At 67.9% G+C, this 19,568-nt stretch carries 20 protein-coding genes; 8 read left to right on the forward strand and 12 right to left on the reverse strand.

Translation table 11 applies throughout. From position 1 onward, the window contains the following. The first annotated feature begins 4 nt into the window (after positions 1-4). The 3 genes from A3OK_RS0113360 to A3OK_RS0113370 all read left to right on the forward strand — a co-directional run bounded on the left by A3OK_RS0113360 (position 5) and on the right by A3OK_RS0113370 (position 2,504). Positions 5-748, forward strand: a complete 744-nt coding sequence (locus A3OK_RS0113360; RefSeq protein WP_019905384.1) for an SDR family NAD(P)-dependent oxidoreductase — start codon at positions 5-7, stop codon at positions 746-748. Positions 749-861: 113 nt separating this feature from the next. Continuing rightward, entirely contained in the window at positions 862-1,269 is a 408-nt protein-coding gene (locus A3OK_RS0113365; protein ID WP_019905385.1) for a dihydrofolate reductase, read from the forward strand. A 110-nt stretch (positions 1,270-1,379) separates the two neighbouring features. After that, positions 1,380-2,504: a carboxylate-amine ligase gene (locus tag A3OK_RS0113370; RefSeq protein WP_019905386.1), complete on the forward strand. Its 1,125-nt coding sequence runs from the start codon at positions 1,380-1,382 to the stop codon at positions 2,502-2,504. A 3-nt stretch (positions 2,505-2,507) separates the two neighbouring features. On the opposite strand, the gene der is transcribed toward A3OK_RS0113370, so the two are convergent. From der to A3OK_RS0113385, 3 genes are all read right to left on the reverse strand, one after another. After that, positions 2,508-3,866 (reverse strand): ribosome biogenesis GTPase Der, encoded by a 1,359-nt coding sequence (der, locus tag A3OK_RS0113375; protein WP_019905387.1) that lies wholly within the window; start codon positions 3,864-3,866, stop codon positions 2,508-2,510. 65 nt (positions 3,867-3,931) lie between these two features. Beyond that, positions 3,932-4,645 carry a tetratricopeptide repeat protein gene (locus A3OK_RS0113380; protein ID WP_019905388.1) on the reverse strand — a complete coding sequence of 238 codons (714 nt, stop codon included), beginning with the start codon at positions 4,643-4,645 and terminating at the stop codon, positions 3,932-3,934. Between the two features lie 103 nt (positions 4,646-4,748). After that, positions 4,749-5,354 (reverse strand): NnrU family protein, encoded by a 606-nt coding sequence (locus A3OK_RS0113385; protein ID WP_019905389.1) that lies wholly within the window; start codon positions 5,352-5,354, stop codon positions 4,749-4,751. A 108-nt stretch (positions 5,355-5,462) separates the two neighbouring features. Between A3OK_RS0113385 and A3OK_RS0113390 the strand changes: the two genes are divergently transcribed. Continuing rightward, on the forward strand, positions 5,463-6,632 hold the full coding sequence (locus A3OK_RS0113390; RefSeq protein ID WP_019905390.1) for a hypothetical protein: 1,170 nt from the start codon (positions 5,463-5,465) through the stop codon (positions 6,630-6,632). Between the two features lie 39 nt (positions 6,633-6,671). Then, a complete protein-coding gene (locus A3OK_RS24600) occupies positions 6,672-6,881 on the forward strand; it encodes a hypothetical protein (protein ID WP_019905391.1) in 210 nt (69 codons plus the stop codon). Positions 6,882-7,009: 128 nt separating this feature from the next. On the opposite strand, the gene A3OK_RS0113400 is transcribed toward A3OK_RS24600, so the two are convergent. After that, complete coding sequence (locus tag A3OK_RS0113400; protein ID WP_019905393.1) at positions 7,010-7,906, reverse strand: LysR family transcriptional regulator; 897 nt, start codon at positions 7,904-7,906, stop codon at positions 7,010-7,012. A gap of 98 nt (positions 7,907-8,004) precedes the next feature. Between A3OK_RS0113400 and A3OK_RS0113405 the strand changes: the two genes are divergently transcribed. Next, complete coding sequence (locus tag A3OK_RS0113405) at positions 8,005-8,988, forward strand: aldo/keto reductase (RefSeq protein WP_019905394.1); 984 nt, start codon at positions 8,005-8,007, stop codon at positions 8,986-8,988. Between the two features lie 68 nt (positions 8,989-9,056). On the opposite strand, the gene guaA is transcribed toward A3OK_RS0113405, so the two are convergent. From guaA to A3OK_RS0113420, 3 genes are all read right to left on the reverse strand, one after another. Next, positions 9,057-10,613, reverse strand: a complete 1,557-nt coding sequence (gene guaA, locus A3OK_RS0113410; RefSeq protein ID WP_019905395.1) for a glutamine-hydrolyzing GMP synthase — start codon at positions 10,611-10,613, stop codon at positions 9,057-9,059. A 119-nt stretch (positions 10,614-10,732) separates the two neighbouring features. Continuing rightward, on the reverse strand, positions 10,733-11,692 hold the full coding sequence (locus A3OK_RS0113415) for an alpha/beta hydrolase (protein WP_019905396.1): 960 nt from the start codon (positions 11,690-11,692) through the stop codon (positions 10,733-10,735). Further along, entirely contained in the window at positions 11,692-13,068 is a 1,377-nt protein-coding gene (locus A3OK_RS0113420) for an RsmB/NOP family class I SAM-dependent RNA methyltransferase (protein WP_026597243.1), read from the reverse strand. Before A3OK_RS0113420 ends, A3OK_RS0113415 begins: the two co-directional genes overlap by 1 nt. A 123-nt stretch (positions 13,069-13,191) precedes the next feature. Between A3OK_RS0113420 and A3OK_RS24335 the strand changes: the two genes are divergently transcribed. Further along, complete coding sequence (locus A3OK_RS24335; RefSeq protein ID WP_019905398.1) at positions 13,192-13,362, forward strand: hypothetical protein; 171 nt, start codon at positions 13,192-13,194, stop codon at positions 13,360-13,362. A 27-nt stretch (positions 13,363-13,389) separates the two neighbouring features. On the opposite strand, the gene panE is transcribed toward A3OK_RS24335, so the two are convergent. From panE to A3OK_RS0113450, 5 genes are all read right to left on the reverse strand, one after another. Continuing rightward, positions 13,390-14,328, reverse strand: coding sequence for a 2-dehydropantoate 2-reductase (gene panE / locus A3OK_RS0113430; RefSeq protein ID WP_019905399.1), 939 nt, complete (start codon positions 14,326-14,328; stop codon positions 13,390-13,392). A gap of 135 nt (positions 14,329-14,463) precedes the next feature. Next, positions 14,464-14,895 carry an MAPEG family protein gene (locus tag A3OK_RS0113435; protein WP_019905400.1) on the reverse strand — a complete coding sequence of 144 codons (432 nt, stop codon included), beginning with the start codon at positions 14,893-14,895 and terminating at the stop codon, positions 14,464-14,466. A gap of 25 nt (positions 14,896-14,920) precedes the next feature. Then, positions 14,921-15,340, reverse strand: coding sequence for an MAPEG family protein (locus A3OK_RS0113440; RefSeq protein ID WP_019905401.1), 420 nt, complete (start codon positions 15,338-15,340; stop codon positions 14,921-14,923). A gap of 10 nt (positions 15,341-15,350) precedes the next feature. Continuing rightward, a complete protein-coding gene (gene guaB, locus A3OK_RS0113445; protein WP_019905402.1) occupies positions 15,351-16,844 on the reverse strand; it encodes an IMP dehydrogenase in 1,494 nt (497 codons plus the stop codon). A gap of 131 nt (positions 16,845-16,975) precedes the next feature. Continuing rightward, positions 16,976-17,860 carry a DUF3313 domain-containing protein gene (locus A3OK_RS0113450; protein WP_019905403.1) on the reverse strand — a complete coding sequence of 295 codons (885 nt, stop codon included), beginning with the start codon at positions 17,858-17,860 and terminating at the stop codon, positions 16,976-16,978. 302 nt (positions 17,861-18,162) lie between these two features. Between A3OK_RS0113450 and A3OK_RS0113455 the strand changes: the two genes are divergently transcribed. Beyond that, positions 18,163-19,563 carry an MFS transporter gene (locus A3OK_RS0113455; protein ID WP_019905404.1) on the forward strand — a complete coding sequence of 467 codons (1,401 nt, stop codon included), beginning with the start codon at positions 18,163-18,165 and terminating at the stop codon, positions 19,561-19,563. Positions 19,564-19,568 lie beyond the last annotated feature (5 nt).

Below are 19,568 nucleotides of genomic sequence, written 5' to 3' on the forward strand. Positions count from 1 at the left end.
ACGCATGACGACGAAGCCTCTCGACGGCCGCATCGCCCTGGTCACCGGCTGCTCGCGCGGCATCGGCCGCGCGGCGGCCCTGGCCCTGGCCGAGGCCGGAGCCCACATCATCGCCGTCGCCAGGACGCAAGGGGCGCTGGAGGAACTCGACGACGCGATCCGGATCGCCGGATCGAGCGCGACCCTCGTCCCCCTCGACCTCACCGATTTCGACGCGATCGACCGGCTGGGCCTGAGCATCCACGAGCGTTGGAAGAAGCTCGACGTGGTGGTGGGCAATGCCGGCATCCTCGGCAACCTGACCCCGCTGGGCCACGTGACGCCCAAGACCTGGGCCCAGGTGATGGACATCAACGTCACCGCCAATTGGCGCCTGCTGCGCTCGGTCGACCCTCTGCTGCGGATGTCGGATGCCGGCCGCGCGATCTTCGTCACCTCCGGTGCCGCGCAGAAATGCCGTGCCTATTGGGGACCGTATTCGGTCTCGAAGGCGGCGCTCGACGCCCTGGTGCGCACCTATGCCGCCGAGACCGAGACCACGCCGATCAAGGCGATGCTCCTGAACCCCGGCCCCTTGCGCACCTCGATGCGCAAGGCGGCGATGCCGGGCGAGGACGAGACGATCCTCAAGACCCCGGACGACCTCGCGCCGCATTTCGTGCGCCTCGCCAGCCCGGACTGGGATCAGTCGGGCCGAATCTACGACTTCCCCAGCGACCGCGTGCTCACGCCGCAGATGGCGGCTTAGAGCGCCGCCATCGTCCCGTTCCTCACCCCGTCCCGAGGTTCCGACGCGAAGCGCGGGCCTCGAAGGATCAGGTGGTGGGGTGGGTCGACCGACATCATCCACAAGGGCCGACCATGATCGACGTTCGCTGCATCTGCGCCATCGGCCTGCGTGGCCAGCTGGGCCTCAACGGACATCTGCCCTGGGAGGGCAACACCGATCCCCTCTTCGTCGAGGACGTGACGCGGTTCTTCGCATTGACCATGGGGCATGTGCTGATCGCGGGGCCGAAGACCGTGGCCTCCGTGCCGGACTTCGCGTTCAAGGACCGGACCATCGACGTCATCCGCAGCCACGAGGATCCGGAAGAGGTGCTCAAGCGCTATCCCGGCCGGCGCATCTTCGTCGGCGGCGGCATCACCGTCTGGAACGTCTACGCGAAGTACATCCAGAACTGGGACGTCACCCGCCTCCCCTATGACGGCGAGGCCGACCGCTGGTTCGATCCGGCCTGGCTCGTGGGCGGCGCTCTGCGGAGCTGATACCGGACCTCTATGAACCTAACCTATGCGGCAGGCTCATCGAGACTGGGTAGGAGGAGCAACGACCCTCGGCTTCGGGAGTTGAGGGAAGTCGCTCGCAGGAAGATTGCATGACCGCCCACAGCTACCGTTTCGGCATCGAGGAAGAGTACTTCCTGGCCGATGCCGAAACGCGAGGGACGCCGCGGCGGTCGGTGAAGCCGTTCCACACGGAGGCCTCCGAGCGTCTGCCCGAGATCGGGCGCGAGATGCTGCAATGTCAGGTGGAGGTCTGCACCCCGCCCTCCACCGATTTCAGCGAGGCGCGAACGGTCCTGGCCGGGCAGCGCGAGGCCCTCGGCAGGCTCGCCAGGAAACACGAATTGCTGGTCTTTGCCGCCGGCACGCATCCGGTCGCCGACTGGGCTCGGCAATTGCCCACGAAAGGCGAGCGCTATCGCGGCATCCTCCGGGATGTGGGCCTTGCCGGACGGCGCAGCCTGATCTGCGGCATGCATGTCCATGTGGAGGTGCCCGACCCGGAGGCCCGCATCGACCTGATGAACCGGCTGCTGCCGTTCCAGCCCCTGCTGTTCGCGCTCTCGGCCTCGTCTCCGTTCTGGCAGGGCAAGCCGACGGGCCTCACCGCCTACCGCCTCAGTGCCTTCGGCGAGTTGCCGAGGACGGGTCTGCCGCAGCTCTTCTCCGGCCCCGAGGCCTATGAGCGCTACCTGCGGATCATGACCAGGGCCGGCTCGATCCAGGATGCGAGCTTCCTGTGGTGGTCCCTGCGCCCGTCGATCAAGTTCCCGACGCTGGAACTGCGCGTGGCCGATTCCTGCACCCGGCTGGAGGATGCGCTCACCGTGGCGGCGCTCTTCCGCTGCCTCGTGCGCTGCGTCATCCGTCTGCCGGAGCTCAATGCCGATCTCGACGGCGTCTCGCGGGCGCTGGCCGAGGAGAACCTCTGGCGCGCACAGCGCAGCGGCACGGAAGCCGAGATGATCGACGAGGCCAGCGAGGACGCCCTCCCCTTCGCCGACGCCCTCGACAAGGTTCTGGCCCTCCTCGACCCGGACGCCGACGCCCTCGGCTGTGGCGAGGAAGTCGAGCGGGCACGAACCATCCTGGCCGAGGGTACCAGCGCCGACCGGCAGATCGCGGTGTTCGAAGCCGCCCGCGAGAACGGGCGCACCAATCGCCAGGGACTGGACGACGTGGTGGATTGGCTCAGCGAAACCACCTGCGGGTCGTAGGGCTCAGCCCTTATTCTCCTTGTCGAACGGGTTCTTCGACGTCCGGAGCGAGAGCCGGATCGGCACGCCGGGCAGGTCGAAGGCTTCGCGCAGGTTGTTGACGAGGTAGCGCGTGTAGGATTTCGGCAGGCCGTCGAGCTGGTTGCCGAACAGGGCGAAGTGCGGCGGGCGGCTCTTCACCTGGGTGGCATAGCGGATCTTGATGCGGCGGCCGGCCACCGCCGGAGGCGGGTTGCGCTGGGTCGCGGCACTCAGCCAATCGTTGATCTTCGAGGTGGAGACGCGGCGGTTCCAGACCTCGAAGGTCTCGGTCACGGCCTTCATCAGTGCATCGATGCCGTCGCCGGCGAGCCCCGAGAGCGGCACCACGGAGACGCCGCGAACCTGCGGCAGCAGGCGGGTGCAATCCTCGCGCAGCTTCTTCAGCAGGCCGGGCTGATCCGCCACCAGATCCCACTTGTTGAGGCCGATGACCACCGCCCTGCCCTCGCTCTCGATGAGATCGATGATGGTCAGGTCCTGCTTCTCGAACGGGATCGTCGCGTCGAGGAGCACCACCACCACTTCGGCGAAGCGCACGGCGCGCAGGCCATCCGACACAGCGAGCTTTTCCAGCTTGTCGTCGATGCGCGCCTTGCGGCGCATGCCGGCGGTGTCGTGGAGCTTGATGCGGCGGCCGCGCCATTCCCAGTCGAGGGAGATCGAATCACGCGTGATACCGGCCTCGGGACCGACGAGCAGGCGCTCCTCGCCGAGCATCCGGTTGATCAGGGTCGACTTGCCGGCATTGGGGCGGCCGACGATGGCGACCTTCAGCGAGCGGTTCGACGGATCGTCGTCGTATTCCTCGTCCTCGTCGTCGAGCTTGGGCAGAGCTTCGATGAGCGCATCGTGCAGCTCGCCGATGCCCTCGCCGTGTTCGGCCGAGAACGGGATCGGGTCGCCGAGGCCGAGCGAGAACGCCTCGTAGGCGCCCGAGAGGCCGGTGCCGCCCTCCGCCTTGTTGGCGATGAGCACCACGGGGCAACCGGCACGGCGAACGAGTTCGGCGAAGGGCTGATCGGCGGGCAGGATGCCGGCGCGGGCGTCGATGACGAACAGCACCACGTCGGCCTCGAGAATCGCGGTCTCGGTCTGCGCACGCATGCGGCCGAGCAGCGAATCCGCGTCGGCCTGTTCGAGGCCCGCGGTATCGATGACGCGAAACACCAATCCGCCGAAGTTGACGTCGCCCTCGCGCCGGTCGCGGGTCACGCCGGGGCGGTCATCCACGAGGGCGAGCTTCTTGCCCACCAGACGGTTGAAGAGGGTCGACTTGCCGACATTCGGCCGTCCGACGATAGCGACGGTCGGCATGTCCATGGTGGTCTCGATTCAGTCGTCGTACAAAGAAAATTCGTCGTGCAGGCGGCGTGCCGGAAGTCGGCTCAGCGCGTCACGGGCGGGGGTGCGGCGGGCTCGGCCGCAGGCGCAGCGGTCACGGTGACCGGGCCGCCGGCGACGAGGGCGGCATAGACTTCGATGCGCTGGCGCAGGTTCGCCGGCGTCTGCGGATCGGCGATGATCTGGTCGAACCAGCGCCCGGCCGCATCGTACTCGCCGCGCTTCAGCGCCACGAGGCCCAGCATCTCGCGGGCGGTGTGGCGGAACGCGCCGGTCGGCGCAGCGAGGCCCTGAAGGCTGGCGAGCGCCGGATCGGGGTTCGGCTGGTCGAGGCGGATCAACGCTGAGCGGAGGCGGGCTAGGTCGCGCAGGCCGTCATTGAGCTTCGTATCGGCGGCGAGCGCATCGTACTCGGTCGCACCGGCGGAAGGATCGCGTTTGGCGGTCTCGGTGGCCGAGCGGAAGCGGGCCAGCATCCGGTAGCCGCCCGGGGCATCGCCCTCCAGCGCCTCGAAAGCCTTGTCGGCCTCCAGGCTCTTGCCGTCCTTGGCGAGGCGGTTGGCGGCTTCGAACTTCTCGGAAGCCGCTTCCGCGCGCATCCGCTGGTCGTGCTGCCAATAGCGATAGCCGCCGACGCCGGCCACGACGAGAATCGCCACGGCGATGATCAGGCCGCTATAGCGCTTCCAGATCTGGGCGACCTGATCGCGGCGATAGTCTTCGTTGACCTCGCGGATGAACTCGTTGTTCTCGGCCATGTCGTCTCACGCCGACCGCGATACGATCGACGGCCTTGAGGAAAAGCAAGCCCGGCGCCTAGCACAGCCCGGCCGGCTTGGCGACTGGCACGTGCGACAGGCCTCAGGCCTGGCCCGGCCAAGCAGCCACGCCGATGAGGAGCGGATGTAGATATTTCGCGAAGGCGAACCAGACGACGAAGCCGACGATCACCGCGATCGCATCGTTGCGCCAGCCGGCCGGCTGCGCGACCACGCCGTGCTGGGCCGCCACGGCACCCGCCGAGCGGGCCCGACGCTTGGCGCTGATACGTGCGATGACCGCCCAGGCGAGGAAGCTGCCGAACAGCAGGATCGAGCCGAGATCGCCGTTGGCGAGAAGGTGGGCCGTCGCCCAGATCTTCACCGCGAGCAGCATCGGGTGCTTGGCCCGTGCCCGGATGTGGCCGGGTAGGAACGCGGACGCCATGGCGATGAAGGCGAGGAGCGTGAGCAACAGCGCGAGATGACGCGTCCAGACCGGCGGGTTCCACACCTCGATATAGCCATGGGCGCGGTATTGGCCGAACCCGTAGGCGATGAGGACGATGCCGAGCACCGACAGGAGGGTATAGCCGAGCTTGTACCGGCTCTCGCCCACCTCATCGATGACGCCGGCGCGCTTGGCCCTCAGCATGGAGAAGGCGTGCGTGCCGAGGAACAGCACGAGGCCGAGGATCAGGATGAGCATGAAGGGCCTTCGAATCGTGCCTGTGGATCGATGGAGCCTATCCAGGCCGGGTGAAGCAGACTGTAATGGTTCAAAACCCAAACTCGGACGGATGTCCAGGCTCACCCGATGACGCGGCTCCTCGCTCTCCTCCTTCTCGTCCTGGTCTCCGACGCCGTCGAGGCACGGTCGGAGCCGCCATTGTCGGCTCTGACGGTCGTCGGGTCGCCGACGACGATCTTCAAGGCCGGCCGCGATGCCTGCGATGGCGCGGACGTGCCCGACGCCTCGGCGCGCGCGTTTCGCGATGCCTCGGGCAGCGTCGCCCTGTTCGGCATGCATTACCGCAACCGGGCCATGCGTGGGCCGAACCTCGACCAGCTCAAGCTCGACTGCACCATCGTCCTCGATTCCGGTGAGAAGGCCGACCCGGCCGCCTATGACGATCGCTCGTGGATCACCGCCACCTGGACCGACGACGGCAAGGCCGTCGCAGCCCTCGTCCATCACGAGTATCAGGCCAACGAGCACGAGGGACGCTGCAGCGCGAAGGCCTATCTCGCGTGCTGGTACAATACGGTCGTGGCGGCCTCCTCCGGCGATGGCGGGCGCAACTTCACCCGTGCCACGCCTCCGTTGGTGGTCGCCGGAGCGCCGTTCCGCCAGGAGGTCGGCCAAGGGCGCCAGCGCGGCTTCTTCAACCCCTCGAACATCGTCGGTGACGGGCGCTGGCGCTATGTCCTCGTCGGCACAACAGGGTGGTCCACGGGCGGCAACGACCAATCCGCCGGCGTCTGCCTGTTCCGCACCGACAGGCCCTCCGATCCGACGCGCTGGCGCGCCTGGACCGGTCTCGGCTTCACCGCGGCCTTTCCCGATCCCTACATCAAACAACCTCTGCTCTCAGAGACGTGCAAGCCGCTGGAGCCGTTCCCCGCCCCTGTCGGCGCGATGGTGCGCCATCGCGGGACGGGTGCGTGGATCGCCGTGTTCATGGCCAAGGCCGGCGGACGCTTCGCGGAATCCGGGTTCTACTGGACGACGTCGCGGGATCTGCTGACCTGGGATCAGCCGCGCCTGCTGTTGGCCGGGTCCACGCTCTACGACGATCCATGCACGGCAAAGGGCGATCTCATCGCCTATCCCTCGATCCTCGACCCGACGGCGACGGGCCGCAACTTCGACGATGTCGGCGACAGCGCGCTTCTCACCTACGTCACGCTGCGCCGGGAGGGCTGTACCGTGACGTCGGACCGCGACCTCCTCCGCAGGCCGCTGTCGATCAAGGTCTGGCCTTGAGGCCTCCCTTTCCCCCTCTCGATGGGATGAAACCGCGCCATGACCGAGCCTTGCGGCACCTGGGCGGATCAGACCGAAACCACGGCTCCGAACGGCGTCGCCAAGCGCAGTCTGCACGGCGAAGGCGCGAGCCTCGTGCGCGTCGTCATTCCTGGCGGGACGATGGCCGGGCGGCACAGCCACTCGCACGAGCAGTTCGTCCAGGTGCTGAAGGGGCCGGCATCATCGAGACGGAAAAGGAGACCGTAGCGTTCGGGCCGGGAAGCGTGTTCCACGTCCTTCCCGAGATCTGGCACGCCGCCGAATTCGTCACCGATACGGTGCTGGTGGAGCTCAACCTCGCCCCGTTGTCGCACTCACGCTTTGCCTAAGCGGTCTTACCGCAGCTGTTCCTCGCGCATCAGGACGATAAAGGCCCGCAGGGCGGACGGCACGTGGCGGCGGCCGGAATAATACAGGTGGAAACCGGGAAACGCCGGGCACCATTCCTCCAGCAGCCGCACCACCTTGCCCTGCGCCAGAGCCTCCACCGCATAGCCCTCGAACACGAAGGCGAGGCCGATGCCCTGGATCGCGGCCTCGACCATCAATTCCTGATCGCCGAACGTCAGTTTTCCCTCCACGGCAAGGTCGCAGGGCTCGCCGTCCTTCTCGAATTCCCAATCGAACATGCGGCCATCGGGAAAGCGCTGTCGGATGCACGCGTGGACGGCGAGATCCTGTGGGCTGCGCGGAGACCCGTGCCGATCGAGATAAGCGGGAGAACCGACGACGGCGAAACGCTGTGAGCCGCCGATGGGCAGGGCGATCATGTCCTTCGCCACGCGGTCGCCCATGCGGATGCCCGCATCGAACCCTTCGGCCACCACATCGGTCAGCACGTTGTCGCCGGTGATCTCGATGGCGACGCCGGGATGACGTGCCAGGAACCGCGCCACCAGCGGCAGGAGAATGAGCCGGCACGCCGCGTGCGGGGCGTTGATCCTGAGATGACCGGTGACGTCGTCGCCAAACAGACGCGTGGCGTCCACGGCGTCCCCGATCTCGGCCAGGGCGGGACCGAGCCGCGCGAGGAGGGCCGCCCCGGCTTCCGTCATGGCGACGCTGCGGGTGGTGCGATGGAGCAACCGCACGCCCATCCGCGCTTCGAGACCACGCAGGGCATGGCTCAGGGCCGACGGCGAGACGCCAAGCTCCGCAGCGGCTTTGCGAAAGCTGCGATGGGTCGCGACGGACGCGAAGGCGGCGAGATCCGACAGGTCGGCGCGCTGCATTGATGAAGCTCGCTCAGCAGCTCATTCAGGATTGCCCAGCTTATGGGAGGAAGCGCACCCTGTCAGAGATCGCGTCCACGATGAACAGGATGTGTCCCATGCAAAAGCGGCCCCTCGGCACCACCGGTCTCACCATCTCCGCCCCCGGCCTCGGCTGCATGGGCATGTCCGAATTCTACGGGCCGACGGAGGATACCGCCTCGCTGGCGACGCTGAGCGCGGCCCTCGATATCGGCTACGACTTCCTCGACACCGCCGACACGTACGGTCTCGGCCATAACGAGGAGCTGCTCGGCACCTTCCTGAAGCATCGCCGCGACGGGATCGTCCTCGCCACCAAGTTCGGCATCGTGCGCGATGCGGCCGGATCGCGCCGGATCGACAACACGCCCGCCTATGTCGCGGCGGCCTGCGACGCATCGCTGAAGCGCCTGCGCATCGAGACGATCGACCTGTACTATTGCCACCGCCGCAATCCCGAGACGCCGCTGGAAGAGACCATCGGCGCCATGGCGAAGCTGGTGGCGGCGGGCAAGGTTCGGGCGCTCGGCCTCTCGGAGGTATCCCCGGCGACGTTGCGGGCCGCGCATGCCCTCCATCCCATCGCGGCGGTCCAGAGCGAGTATTCGCTGTGGAGCCGGGAGCCGGAGGACGGGATGCTGGAGACCTGCGCCGAACTCGGCGTGACCTTCGTGGCCTATTCGCCCCTCGGGCGCGGCTTCCTCACCGGGGCTATCGATCCGGAGGCGCTGAGCGAGGGCGACTTCCGCAAGGGCAACCCGCGTTTCCAGGGGCCGGCCCTGGCGCAGAACCGGCGCCTCGCCGACACGCTCGGCACCTTCGCGACAGCTCGCGGTGTCACCGCGGCACAGGTGGCCCTGGCCTGGCTCGTGACCAAAGCACCGAACGTGGTGCCAATCCCCGGCGCCCGCCGTGCGACCCGGCTCGCTGAGAACGCGGCGGGCGTCGACCTCGCACTGTCGACAGGGGATGTGGCGGAACTCGACACCCTGTTCGCGCGGGATGCGGTGGCGGGCGCACGCTACGCGGCCGGCGGAACGGCCGGTATCGAGGTCATCTGACCCGGATGCGCGCGGGCGCTCGCTGGCGCCGGCCCGCGTCAGACCGCGTCAGACCGAGAGTTCGCGCCTCACTCCCACTCGATCGTGCCGGGCGGCTTCGAGGTGATGTCGTAGGTCACCCGGTTGATGCCCTTGACCTCGTTGATGATGCGGGTGGCGACGCGGCCGAGGAAGGCCATGTCGAAGGGGTAGAAGTCGGCGGTCATGCCGTCGACCGAGGTGACGGCGCGGAGCGCGCAGACATGGTCGTAGGTGCGGCCATCGCCCATCACGCCCACCGTCTTCACCGGCAGGATCACGGCGAAAGCCTGCCAGATCGTGTCGTAGAGCCCGGCCTTGCGGATCTCGTCGAGGTAGATCGCGTCGGCCTTGCGCAGGGCCTCCAGCTTCTCGGCGGTGATGGTGCCGGGGCAGCGGATGGCAAGGCCCGGGCCGGGGAACGGATGGCGGCCGACGAAAGCCTCCGGCAGGCCGAGTTCCTTGCCGAGGACCCGGACCTCGTCCTTGAACAATTCGCGCAGGGGCTCCACCAGCTGCATGTTCATGCGCTCGGGCAGGCCGCCGACATTGTGGTGGCTCTTGATCGTCACCGAGGGGCCGCCGGTGAACGAGACGCTCTCGATCACGTCCGGATAGAGCGTGCCCTGCGCGAGGAAGGCCGCGCCGCCGATCTTCTTCGCCTCCTCGTCGAACACGTCGATGAACAGGCGGCCGATGGTCTTGCGCTTGATCTCCGGGTCGCTGACGCCCTCCAACTGTCCGAGGAACAGCTCCTGCGCCTGAACATGGATCAAGGGGATGTTGTAGTGATCGCGGAACAGCCGCACGACCTCGTCGGCCTCGCCGAGGCGGAGCAGGCCGTGATCGACGAAAACGCAGGTGAGCTGATCGCCGATCGCCTCGTGGATCAGCACGGCCGCCACCGACGAGTCGACACCGCCCGACAGGCCGCAGATCACCCGCTCCTTGCCGACCTGCTCACGGATCTTGGCGATCGCCTCTTCGCGGTAGGCCCCCATGGTCCAGTCGCCGGTACAGCCGGCGATGTCGCGCACGAAGTTGCGGATCAGAAGCGCCCCGTGCGGGGTATGCGCCACCTCCGGGTGGAACTGGACCGCATAATAGTTGCGCGCTTCGTCGGCGACGGCGGCGAAGGGGGCGTTCTTGGAGATGGCGACGGTGGTGAAGCCGTTGGGCAGCTTGGTGACGCGGTCACCGTGGCTCATCCAGACCGGGTAATGCTCGCCCACGTGCCAGACGCCCTTGAACAGCGGGCAATCGGCCAGGATCTCGATCTCGGCGCGGCCGAACTCGGCATGGTGGCCACCCTCGACCTCGCCGCCGAGCTGGGCGGCCATGGTCTGCTGGCCGTAGCAGATGCCGAAGACCGGCACGCCCGAATCGAACACGACCTGTGGCGTGCGGGGCGAGGCGTCGCTCGTGACCGATTCGGGGCCGCCGGAGAGGATCACGCCCTTGGGCTTGGTCTCGGCGAAGGCCTCCGCCGCCTTGGTGAAGGGGACGATCTCGCAATAGACCCCCTCCTCACGCACGCGCCGTGCGATGAGCTGGGTCACCTGGCTGCCGAAATCGACGATGAGGATCTTGTCGTGGTCGGTATTCATGCATCGGAGTTAGACGAGCCCCTGCCCCCGTGCAACGCGCAGGTTCCGCAGGGCGCGCTCTGCCCACATGCGTTGGGCGCGCCCGCACATCAGGGGAGGCTCCGCCGGATGCGGTCCGGTCACGCCCGCAGGAAGCCGCGCCGGCGCATCCAGGTGAGGAACAGCCCGGACCATGCCGCGGCCGGAGAGCCCGGCACGCCGAGGCCGAAGCCGTGGCCGCCGCGCTCGAACAGGTGCAGCTCCGTCGGCACCAGGGCACCGCGCAGGGCCGAGTACATCAGCAGGCTGTTGTCTACGACCGCGATCGGATCGTCGGCCGCCTGGGCGAGGAAGGTCGGCGGCGCCTTCTCGCGCACATGAGTATCCACCGAATAAACCGACGCCTTCACCGGATCGGGCGGGTCGCCCGCGAGGATACGGCGCGTGGAGGTGCGATCGAAAGGCGGTCGCAAGGTGATGACCGGGTAGATCAGGCCGGCGAGCTCGGGCCGCGCCGAGAGCGCATCGCTCGCATCGAGCGCGGCATAGGTTTCCGCCGTGGCGCGCGTGGCCGCCTCCCCCATCAGGTGGCCGCCGGCGGAGAAGCCGAGGACGCCGATCCGCTCGGGGTCGACGCCGTAGCTCACGGCCCCCGCCCGAACCAGCCGGAGCGCCCGCTGCACGTCCTGAAGCGGTGCGTCGGGGCCGGCCGCCCAGCCCTCGCCGGGCAGGCGGTAGATCAGGACGAAGGCGGTGATACCGACGCCGGCGAGCCATCGCGCCACCGGGATTCCCTCATTGCCGATGTCGATGCGGCGGTAGCCCCCGCCCGCCGCCACCACCATGGCCGCGCCGTTGGGTTTCGGCGCACGCATCACCAGCAAACAGGGCCGCGCGACGTTGCTGATCACCCCATCGCGGCTCTCGTCGAAACGCCCATCGGCCGCGATGGGGCCACCGCCTCCTGGCGGAAGGCCGGGCCAGAGGTCGATCACATCGAGGTTGGTGCCGGGAGCCGGAATCGCCTCGGCACGGGCCTCCGTACCGCCGGACAGCATCGCCGCGGCTGCGGCGAACAATGTCCGGCGGTCGAGGCGCATCAGCCGCGCCGTTCCAGGGTGGCGACGTAGAACCCGTCGGTCCCCGTAAGCGCCGGACTCATCTGCAGGCCGTGCTCGGTGAGCCGGACCACCTCCGCGAGTCCGGGAACATGGTCGGCGAGGATCGTCTCCGCCGGCAGGATCGTCAGCCCGCCATCGGCACGTGCCAGGATGCCGTCGACGGCGGCGTCGTTCTCCTCCCTCAGCAGGGAGCAGGTGATGTAGGTGATCCGTCCACCCGGCCGTACCAGGCGCAAGGCCCGGTCGAGCACTTCGGCCTGGTCGGCGACGCGCGCGCTGAGGGAACCTGGGCGCAGGCGCCATTTGGCGTCGGGATTACGCCGCCAGGTTCCCGTGCCGGTGCAGGGCGCGTCGACCACGACCCGATCGACGGTGCCGTCGAGATCGCCGAGGACGTCGGCCCTGGCGCGGCCGCCGCGCGGCGTGCGGATTTCGGCCTCGACGCCGGCTCGGCGCAGGCGATCGTGGATCGGTGCGAGACGGCGCGGGTCGTCGTCGGTGGCGATGAGCCGGCCCCGGTTCTGCATCATCGCCGCCAGAGCGAGGGTCTTGCCGCCGCCGCCGGCGCAGAGATCGACCACGGTCTCGCCGGGGCGCGCACCGCTCAGGATACCGGCGATCTGGGACCCTTCGTCCTGGATCTCGTACCACCCGTCGAGGAATTCCGGCTCCACATGCAGAGCGGGGCCGCGCCCGTCCTCGCCCAGGGGAATGCGCAGGCCGTTGGGCGCGTGGGGCGTCGGCTCCGGTGCCAGATGGGCGAGGCCGGCCAATGCCGTCTCGCGGTCGCGCTTCAAGGTGTTGACGCGGATGTCGAGGGGGGCACGACGGGCCAGCGCACGCAGTTCCTCCAGCAGAGCGTCGCCGAACAGGTGTTCCAGCGAAGGCAGGATCCAGTCCGGCACGTCGCCGGCCACATGCGCCGGCGCATCGGACAGGGAGCCCTCGGCAATGGCCGTCCGCTCGGCATCGGTCAGGGGATCGGGCGCGAAGCGCTCGCCGGAGAACAGGCCGGCGATGGTCGGCGCGGCAAGTCCATGCTGCAGCCGCAGCATGCCGATGAGGATGGCGCGCGGCGTCTCCTCTCCCATCACCCAGGCGGCGGAGGCGCGACGGCGCAGGGCGTCGTAGACGAGGCTCGCGATGGCGGCACGGTCGCCGGAGCCGGCGAAACGGTGGGCGAGGCCCCAATCCTTGAGGGCATCGGCGGCCGGACGGCGGCGGCCGGCGATGTCGGCGAGCACCTCGATGGCGGCGGAGAGACGAGCGGGAGGGGTCAGGACGAAATCCTCAGGGTTAGGGAAGCGTGACCGAGCGGAAACGTTGCCGCGATACGGCCACGCTTTGATCCGCAGCCGAACACAATACAGCCGAGCTTCCGGCGCGATCCGTCGTCAAAACGGCATGGCGCCAGAACTGTCTCGTGCCCTTGCTGCGCCCGAGCCCGCTGCGTCAACGTCCGGAGCTTCGCAATCGTCATGTCCCCCATCATTCATCTGGCCCTCGCGGGCCTCGTCCTGCTCAGCGTCGCCGCCTGCTCCACCGCGCCCGCCGTCGATCTGACGCCTCCGCCCCAGCGTCCCTACGATGCCAAGACGCAGCTCGAATACGGCAATCGGCCTCCGCCGCCGCCCGCTCCGCGTTACTGATCGTCCGGTGCCGACGGAGGCCGCCGCTCAGGCGGCCTCACGGGCGCGACGGTTCTCGTAGGCCTTGAGATGCGTGTAGACCCGGTCGAGCATCGGGTGCGCGCCGTCCCGGCTGCGGGCGATGAGATCGCCGATGATGTGATCGGCCTCGATCCGTGCCTTGTTCTCGATGTCGCGCAGCATCGAGGCGGTGAAGGCGGACCCCTCGGCCGTCAGGGTGGTGCTCGTGTTCTGCATCACCTTGTCCCGCGGCGCGTTACCGGCATCTTCCGCGATCCTGCGGCACTCCTCCATCAGGGCCTGGATGAAGGCGAGACCGCCCGGTGCGGCGACGATATCCCCGATGGTGGCACGCATCAGGCAGGTCGAGCCGGCCAGCGTCGCCAGGAACGACCATTTTTCCCACATCTCCAGCACCATCGTCTCGCTGAGGCGCGGCTGGAATTTGACGCCCTGCATGAGCGCCTCGATCCGCTCGACGCGCTCCGACCGGCCACCGCTCCGCTCGCCATAGGTGAAGGTGTGGAGCGGACTCATTTGATGGATCTCGCCATTGGCCGCCACCGTCGCCGCGATGGCGCAGGATCCACCGAGGACACGCTCCGGCCCGAAAGCGGCATCGAGCGCATCGAGATGGCGCATGCCGTTCAGCACGGGCAGCACCATCGTCGTCGGGCCGAGCGCCGGCGCCACGTCCGCGATGGCGGCATCGAGATCGTAGGCCTTGCAGCTCAACAGGACGAGGTCGAAGCCGTCGCCCTCATTCGCGGCGAGGTCGGAAGCCGTGACCGTCGCGGGTTCGGCGAGGTGAACGTCGCCCACCGGGCTTCTGACGCTGAGGCCTGACGCGGCCAGTTTCTCGGCCCTGGCCGGACGGACGAGGAAGGTCACGTCCCGTCCCACCTCCGCGAGGCGCGCTCCGAAATAACCGCCTGTGGCACCGGCGCCGACGACGAGTACGCGCATGGGACGATCCTCAACCTCAATGAGCCTTCCTCTTTATCGGATGAGGGCGGCGACTTTCCAGGCGTGAGTTCGAATTCCGCCGGACGTGACTTCAAACTCGGCCAAAAGTGACTTCGAACGCGGCCAAACGTGAGCTCAAATTCCAATGGGGGCGACGACGATCCGCACTGCGAAGATGATCCACATCGCCAGGAGCACCAGAGCACCGGCCGCATAGGCCTGGAAACGATAGGGAACGTGGTTCGAGGTGACATAGACGCCCGCATGGACGGCGCGCGTCGCGACGAAGATCCAGGACAGGACGACGAAGAGGAGGTCGGCCTTCTTCGTGTAGAGCGCCAGCGGCACCAGGGCGAAGAACAGCATCGGCAGTTCGAATTGGTTCGAGAACGCATTCGCCGCCTGCTGGGCGCGGGGCGGCCAATTGCGCTGGCCCATCGAAACGTCGCCGGCCTTCACGGAGCCCGCTCTGACCTCGCTGAGGCGCACGCGCCCGAGCCAGAGCATCAGCACGAAGATCAGCAGCACCTGCGCGAAGACGGGAGCGAGGATGGCCTGGACGGTCATGGCATTTCCTGATGCTGCCGCTTCGCTAACTCAGTGCGACGAGGCCGAGATGCGCGACGAGGATGGCGCAGCCGAGAAAGTTGACGACGAAGACCCGGCCCCGGAGACGCACGTCGTCGGTGAGCGTCTGGATTCCGGTATGGATCACCCGGCCCGCGAAGAAGAGCCAGGCAGCGGACACGTCGATCCAGGTCACCCGGTCGAAGGCGATCAACAAGGCGACGCAGGCGAAGACGATGACGGGGAGTTCGAACTGGTTGGAGAGGTTGCGGGTGATGCGGGCGATCGGCGCCGGCTCGTCGCGGCCGAACTCGAAACAACCGAACTGCACCTCGCCGCGACGCACCGCCAAGAGCCGCGCCACGGAGAGCCAGACATAGAGGCCAAAGGTGAGACCGATCTGCGCCAGCACCGGCCAGAGCAGGAGGTGACGCGGATCGGTCATCGGGTCGCCCTCAGGCGCGGCTCGGATAGTTCGGGCTCTCGCGGGTGATGGTCACGTCGTGGACGTGGCTCTCGCGCAGGCCCGCATTGGTGATGCGCACGAACTGAGCCTTGTCCTGGAACTCGGGGATGGTCGGCGCGCCGACATAGCCCATGGCGGCACGCAGGCCGCCGGCGAGCTGGTGCAGCACCGCCGCCACCGGCCCCTTGTAGGGGACCTGGCCCTCGATACCCTCGGGCACGAGCTTATGGGTGTCGCTGACCTCGGCCTGGAAATAGCGGTCGGCCGAGCCGCGGGCCATGGCGCCCACGGAGCCCATGCCACGGTAGCTCTTGTAGGAGCGGCCCTGGTGCAGGAACACTTCGCCCGGCGCCTCGTCGGTCCCGGCGAGAAGCGAGCCCAGCATCGCCACGGAGGCGCCGGCCGCGATCGCCTTGGCGAGATCGCCCGAGAACTTGATGCCGCCATCCGCGATGACCGGCACGTCGGCCCGGTCTGCGGCCTCGACCGCCTCCATCAGGGCGGTGAGCTGAGGCACGCCGACGCCGGCCACGATGCGGGTGGTGCAGATCGAGCCCGGGCCGATGCCGACCTTGATCGCGTCCGCGCCGGCATCGATGAGGGCCTGCGCCCCATCGCGGGTGGCGACGTTGCCTGCCACGACCTGCACGGCATTGGAGAGCTGCTTCACCCGGCGCACGGCATCGAGCACCTTGATCGAGTGGCCATGCGCGGTATCGACCACGATCACGTCGCAGCCGGCATCGATGAGGCGCTCGGCCCGCTCGAACCCGCTATCGCCGGTGGTGGTGGCGGCGGCGACCCGGAGGCGGCCCTGCTCGTCCTTGACCGCGCCGGGATAGGCGACCTGCTTCTCGATATCCTTCACCGTGATCAGGCCGATGCAGCGGTAATGGTCGTCGACGACGAGAAGCTTCTCGATGCGGAACTGGTGAAGCAGCCGCTTGGCCTCCTCCTGGTTCACGCCCTCGCGCACGGTGATGAGCCGGTCGCGCGTCATGAGCTCGGCGACGGTCTCGGAGGAATTCGTCGCGAAGCGCACGTCGCGGTTGGTGAGGATGCCGACGAGCTTGCCGCGGGAGCCGTTCGGGCCGCGCTCCACCACCGGGATTCCGGAGATGCGGTTCTGCTTCATCAGCGAGAACGCGTCCGCAAGGGTCTCGTCGGGGTGGATGGTGATCGGGTTGAGCACCATGCCCGACTCGTACTTCTTGACGAGACGGACCTGCTCGGCCTGCTCGTCGGGCTCGAGATTGCGGTGGATGACGCCCATGCCACCGTTCTGCGCCATGGCGATGGCCATGGGCGCTTCGGTCACGGTATCCATGGCCGAGGCCAAGATCGGCATGTTGAGGTGGATCGAGCGGGTCAGGCGCGTCGCGACGCTGACCTCGGTGGGCATCACCGAGGATGCGGCGGGACGAAGGAGCACGTCATCGAAGGTCAGGCCCTCGATGATGGAATCCGCGGTGATACGAGCCATGTGCCAACTCCCGAACGGGTGAGAGGCGCCGGGCTGGAAACAGCTATCGGCGCCGAATGCGTTGGCACGGCGCAGTATCATGGGGCCGGACCCTGCGCAAAGGCAGGATCACGGCATCGCAACAGGAAAACTCAGTTGATGGCGTCGCGGGGGCCCTTGTCGGTCCAATCCGGCGGCAGGCCGATGTAATCGCCGATCATTCCGTCGATGCCCGGCGCCCGTCCGAACTGCTCGCAATCCGGGTCGAGCGGCGCCTCGCCGAGGGTGGTGACGCGGATGCGGTTCCAATTGGGAATCGCCAGCGGTTCCTTGAACGGGTCGCGCCCGGTCACGAGAAGCGTGCCGAAATCCTGGCCGAATTCGCCCGCTAGATCGTAGGCATCGCCGGCCGACGAGAAGCGGGCCTGGTTGGTGAAGGCGTTGGCACCGCCCGCCCAGACCATCGCCGCCCGCTGCTGGTGGCGGCCGTCGAGAGCTTCGGCCTCGACGGTGATGCTGCCGAGACCGATGGGGATGCGCGGGATCGGCACGCGGCCCACCGCCGTGGCGAAGCCGACGCCGAGCTGGGACGCCACGGTGATTCCGGCCGAAGTGGCGATCGTCGCACCTGCAGCCGGCACGTTGGTGAGGTCGACGCGGGTGACCGCGGAGCGAACCGTCAGGTCCGCCTTCTTGGTGGAGACCACGTCGTATCGCAGCGACAACTCATAGCAGAGCGCGCGGTCGGCGGCATTCGCGATCAGACGGCGTTCGATGTCGTTGAGACCGGGCCCGGAAATCGATTCCGGAAACCGGGTCGGAACGATGCGGACGGTCCGGGTCGCGGCGAGCGCCGCCGGATCGGCATAGAGCTTCGCCTTGGTCGCCACTTCGTCACTGACGGCGAGGCGATCGTAGCGGGTGAGGGATCCGGTTTCGTTGAGGAGGACGGTGCCGCATCCGGCGACCGTCAGGAGGAGGCCCAGAGCTCCTCCGAGCAGGGGCGAGCGTCGACAGGTTTCGAACCGCGAGGGCATTCGATGACTTTCATGCGGAATGGCGTCGGCGAGGTCCCGTTCGGCTGGTGCGAGGCGGGACAGCCGGATGTATTGCTGAGCTTAAGGGCGTATCCGCCCCCCCGAAAGGCGGCCCTGCCGGCTCAGGGGCTCGTAGCCGCCACCTGTGGCCCACGTGTCACGGTTGCAGACCACGTGCGACTTCACACCCTTCATCCACAGCGACGGTAAAATTCGCAGGCTGTTGCGTAAGGATCGGGTTTGAGCGCAATCCGAAAGCTTTCCGGAACCGGCGCCTCGACTGCGCTGCTGACCCGAGCCTCATGCGCGCATCACAGATTGTCCCCCTCGTCGTCGCCACTGCCCTGTTCATGGAGAACACCGATTCCACGGTGATCGCCACCGCCTTGCCGGCCATCGCGAGGAGCCTCAACGAGGATCCGATCGCGCTGAAACTCGCGCTCACCGCCTACCTCGTGAGCCTGGCGATCTTCATTCCGATCAGCGGCTGGATGGCCGACCGCTACGGCGCGCGAACGATCTTTCGCACGGCCCTCGTCGTGTTCATGGCGGGATCGCTGGCCTGCGCCGCGTCCGACTCGCTCAGCGCCTTCGTCGCCGCCCGCGCGTTTCAGGGTATCGGCGGCGCGATGATGGTGCCGGTGGGCCGCCTCGTCATCCTACGGGCGGTGCCGAAGAGCGAGCTCGTCAGCGCCCTCGCCTACCTGACGATCCCCGCCCTGATCGGTCCGATCATGGGACCACCGCTCGGCGGATTGATCACCACTTATCTCGACTGGCGCTGGATCTTCTTCATCAACATCCCGATCGGGCTTGTGGGGATCGTGCTCTCGACGATCTACTTCGAGAACGTTCGCGAGCTCTCGCGGCCACCGCTCGACGTCATCGGCTTCCTGCTGTCCGGGGCCGGCCTCGCCACGCTGATGCTCGGTCTCGCCTCGCTGGGACGCCACCTCCTGCCGGACTACGTCTCGTGGGGCTGCCTCGGCGGTGGTGCGATCCTGCTTGCGCTGTACTTCGTGCATTCGCGCCGGGTGGCGCATCCGGTGATCCGGCTCGATCTGCTGAAATACCCGACCTTTCGCGCCGCGGTGACCGGCGGCAGCCTGTTCCGCATCGGCACCGGGGCGATTCCCTTCCTGCTGCCGCTGTTGCTGCAGATCGGCTTCGGCCTCGATCCGCTGCAATCGGGGCTTCTCACCTTCGCGGCGGCGGCGGGGGCTCTGCTGATCAAGATCATCGGACCGCGCATCCTGCGCGCCTACGGTTTCCGCCGGGTGATGCTGTTCAACGCCGTGATCGCCTCGGGATTCCTCGCCGTGAACGGGCTGTTCACGGCGCAGACGCCGCATTGGCTGATCGTCGGGATCCTGCTCGTCGGAGGTTGCGTCCGCTCGCTCCAGTTCACCTGCGTCAACGCCATCGCCTATGCCGAACTGGAGACGCGGGAGATGAGTTCGGCCACCAGCCTCGCGAGCGTCGCCCAGCAATTGTCGCTCAGCCTCGGCGTCTCCATCGGCGCCCTGGCTCTCGAGACAGCCGCCGCCCGGCATGGCCGCACGGCGATCGAGGCGGGCGATTTCTGGCCGGCCTTCCTCACCGTGGCGCTGATCTCTTTCGCTTCGCTCTTCGCCTTCCTCCGGCTGAAGCCCGATGCCGGCGCGGAGGTCTCGGGTCAGCGGCTGGCGTCGAAGGGCGTGTAGGCTCC

Source organism: Methylobacterium sp. 77 (assembly GCF_000372825.1).
Taxonomy (GTDB): domain Bacteria; phylum Pseudomonadota; class Alphaproteobacteria; order Rhizobiales; family Beijerinckiaceae; genus Methylobacterium.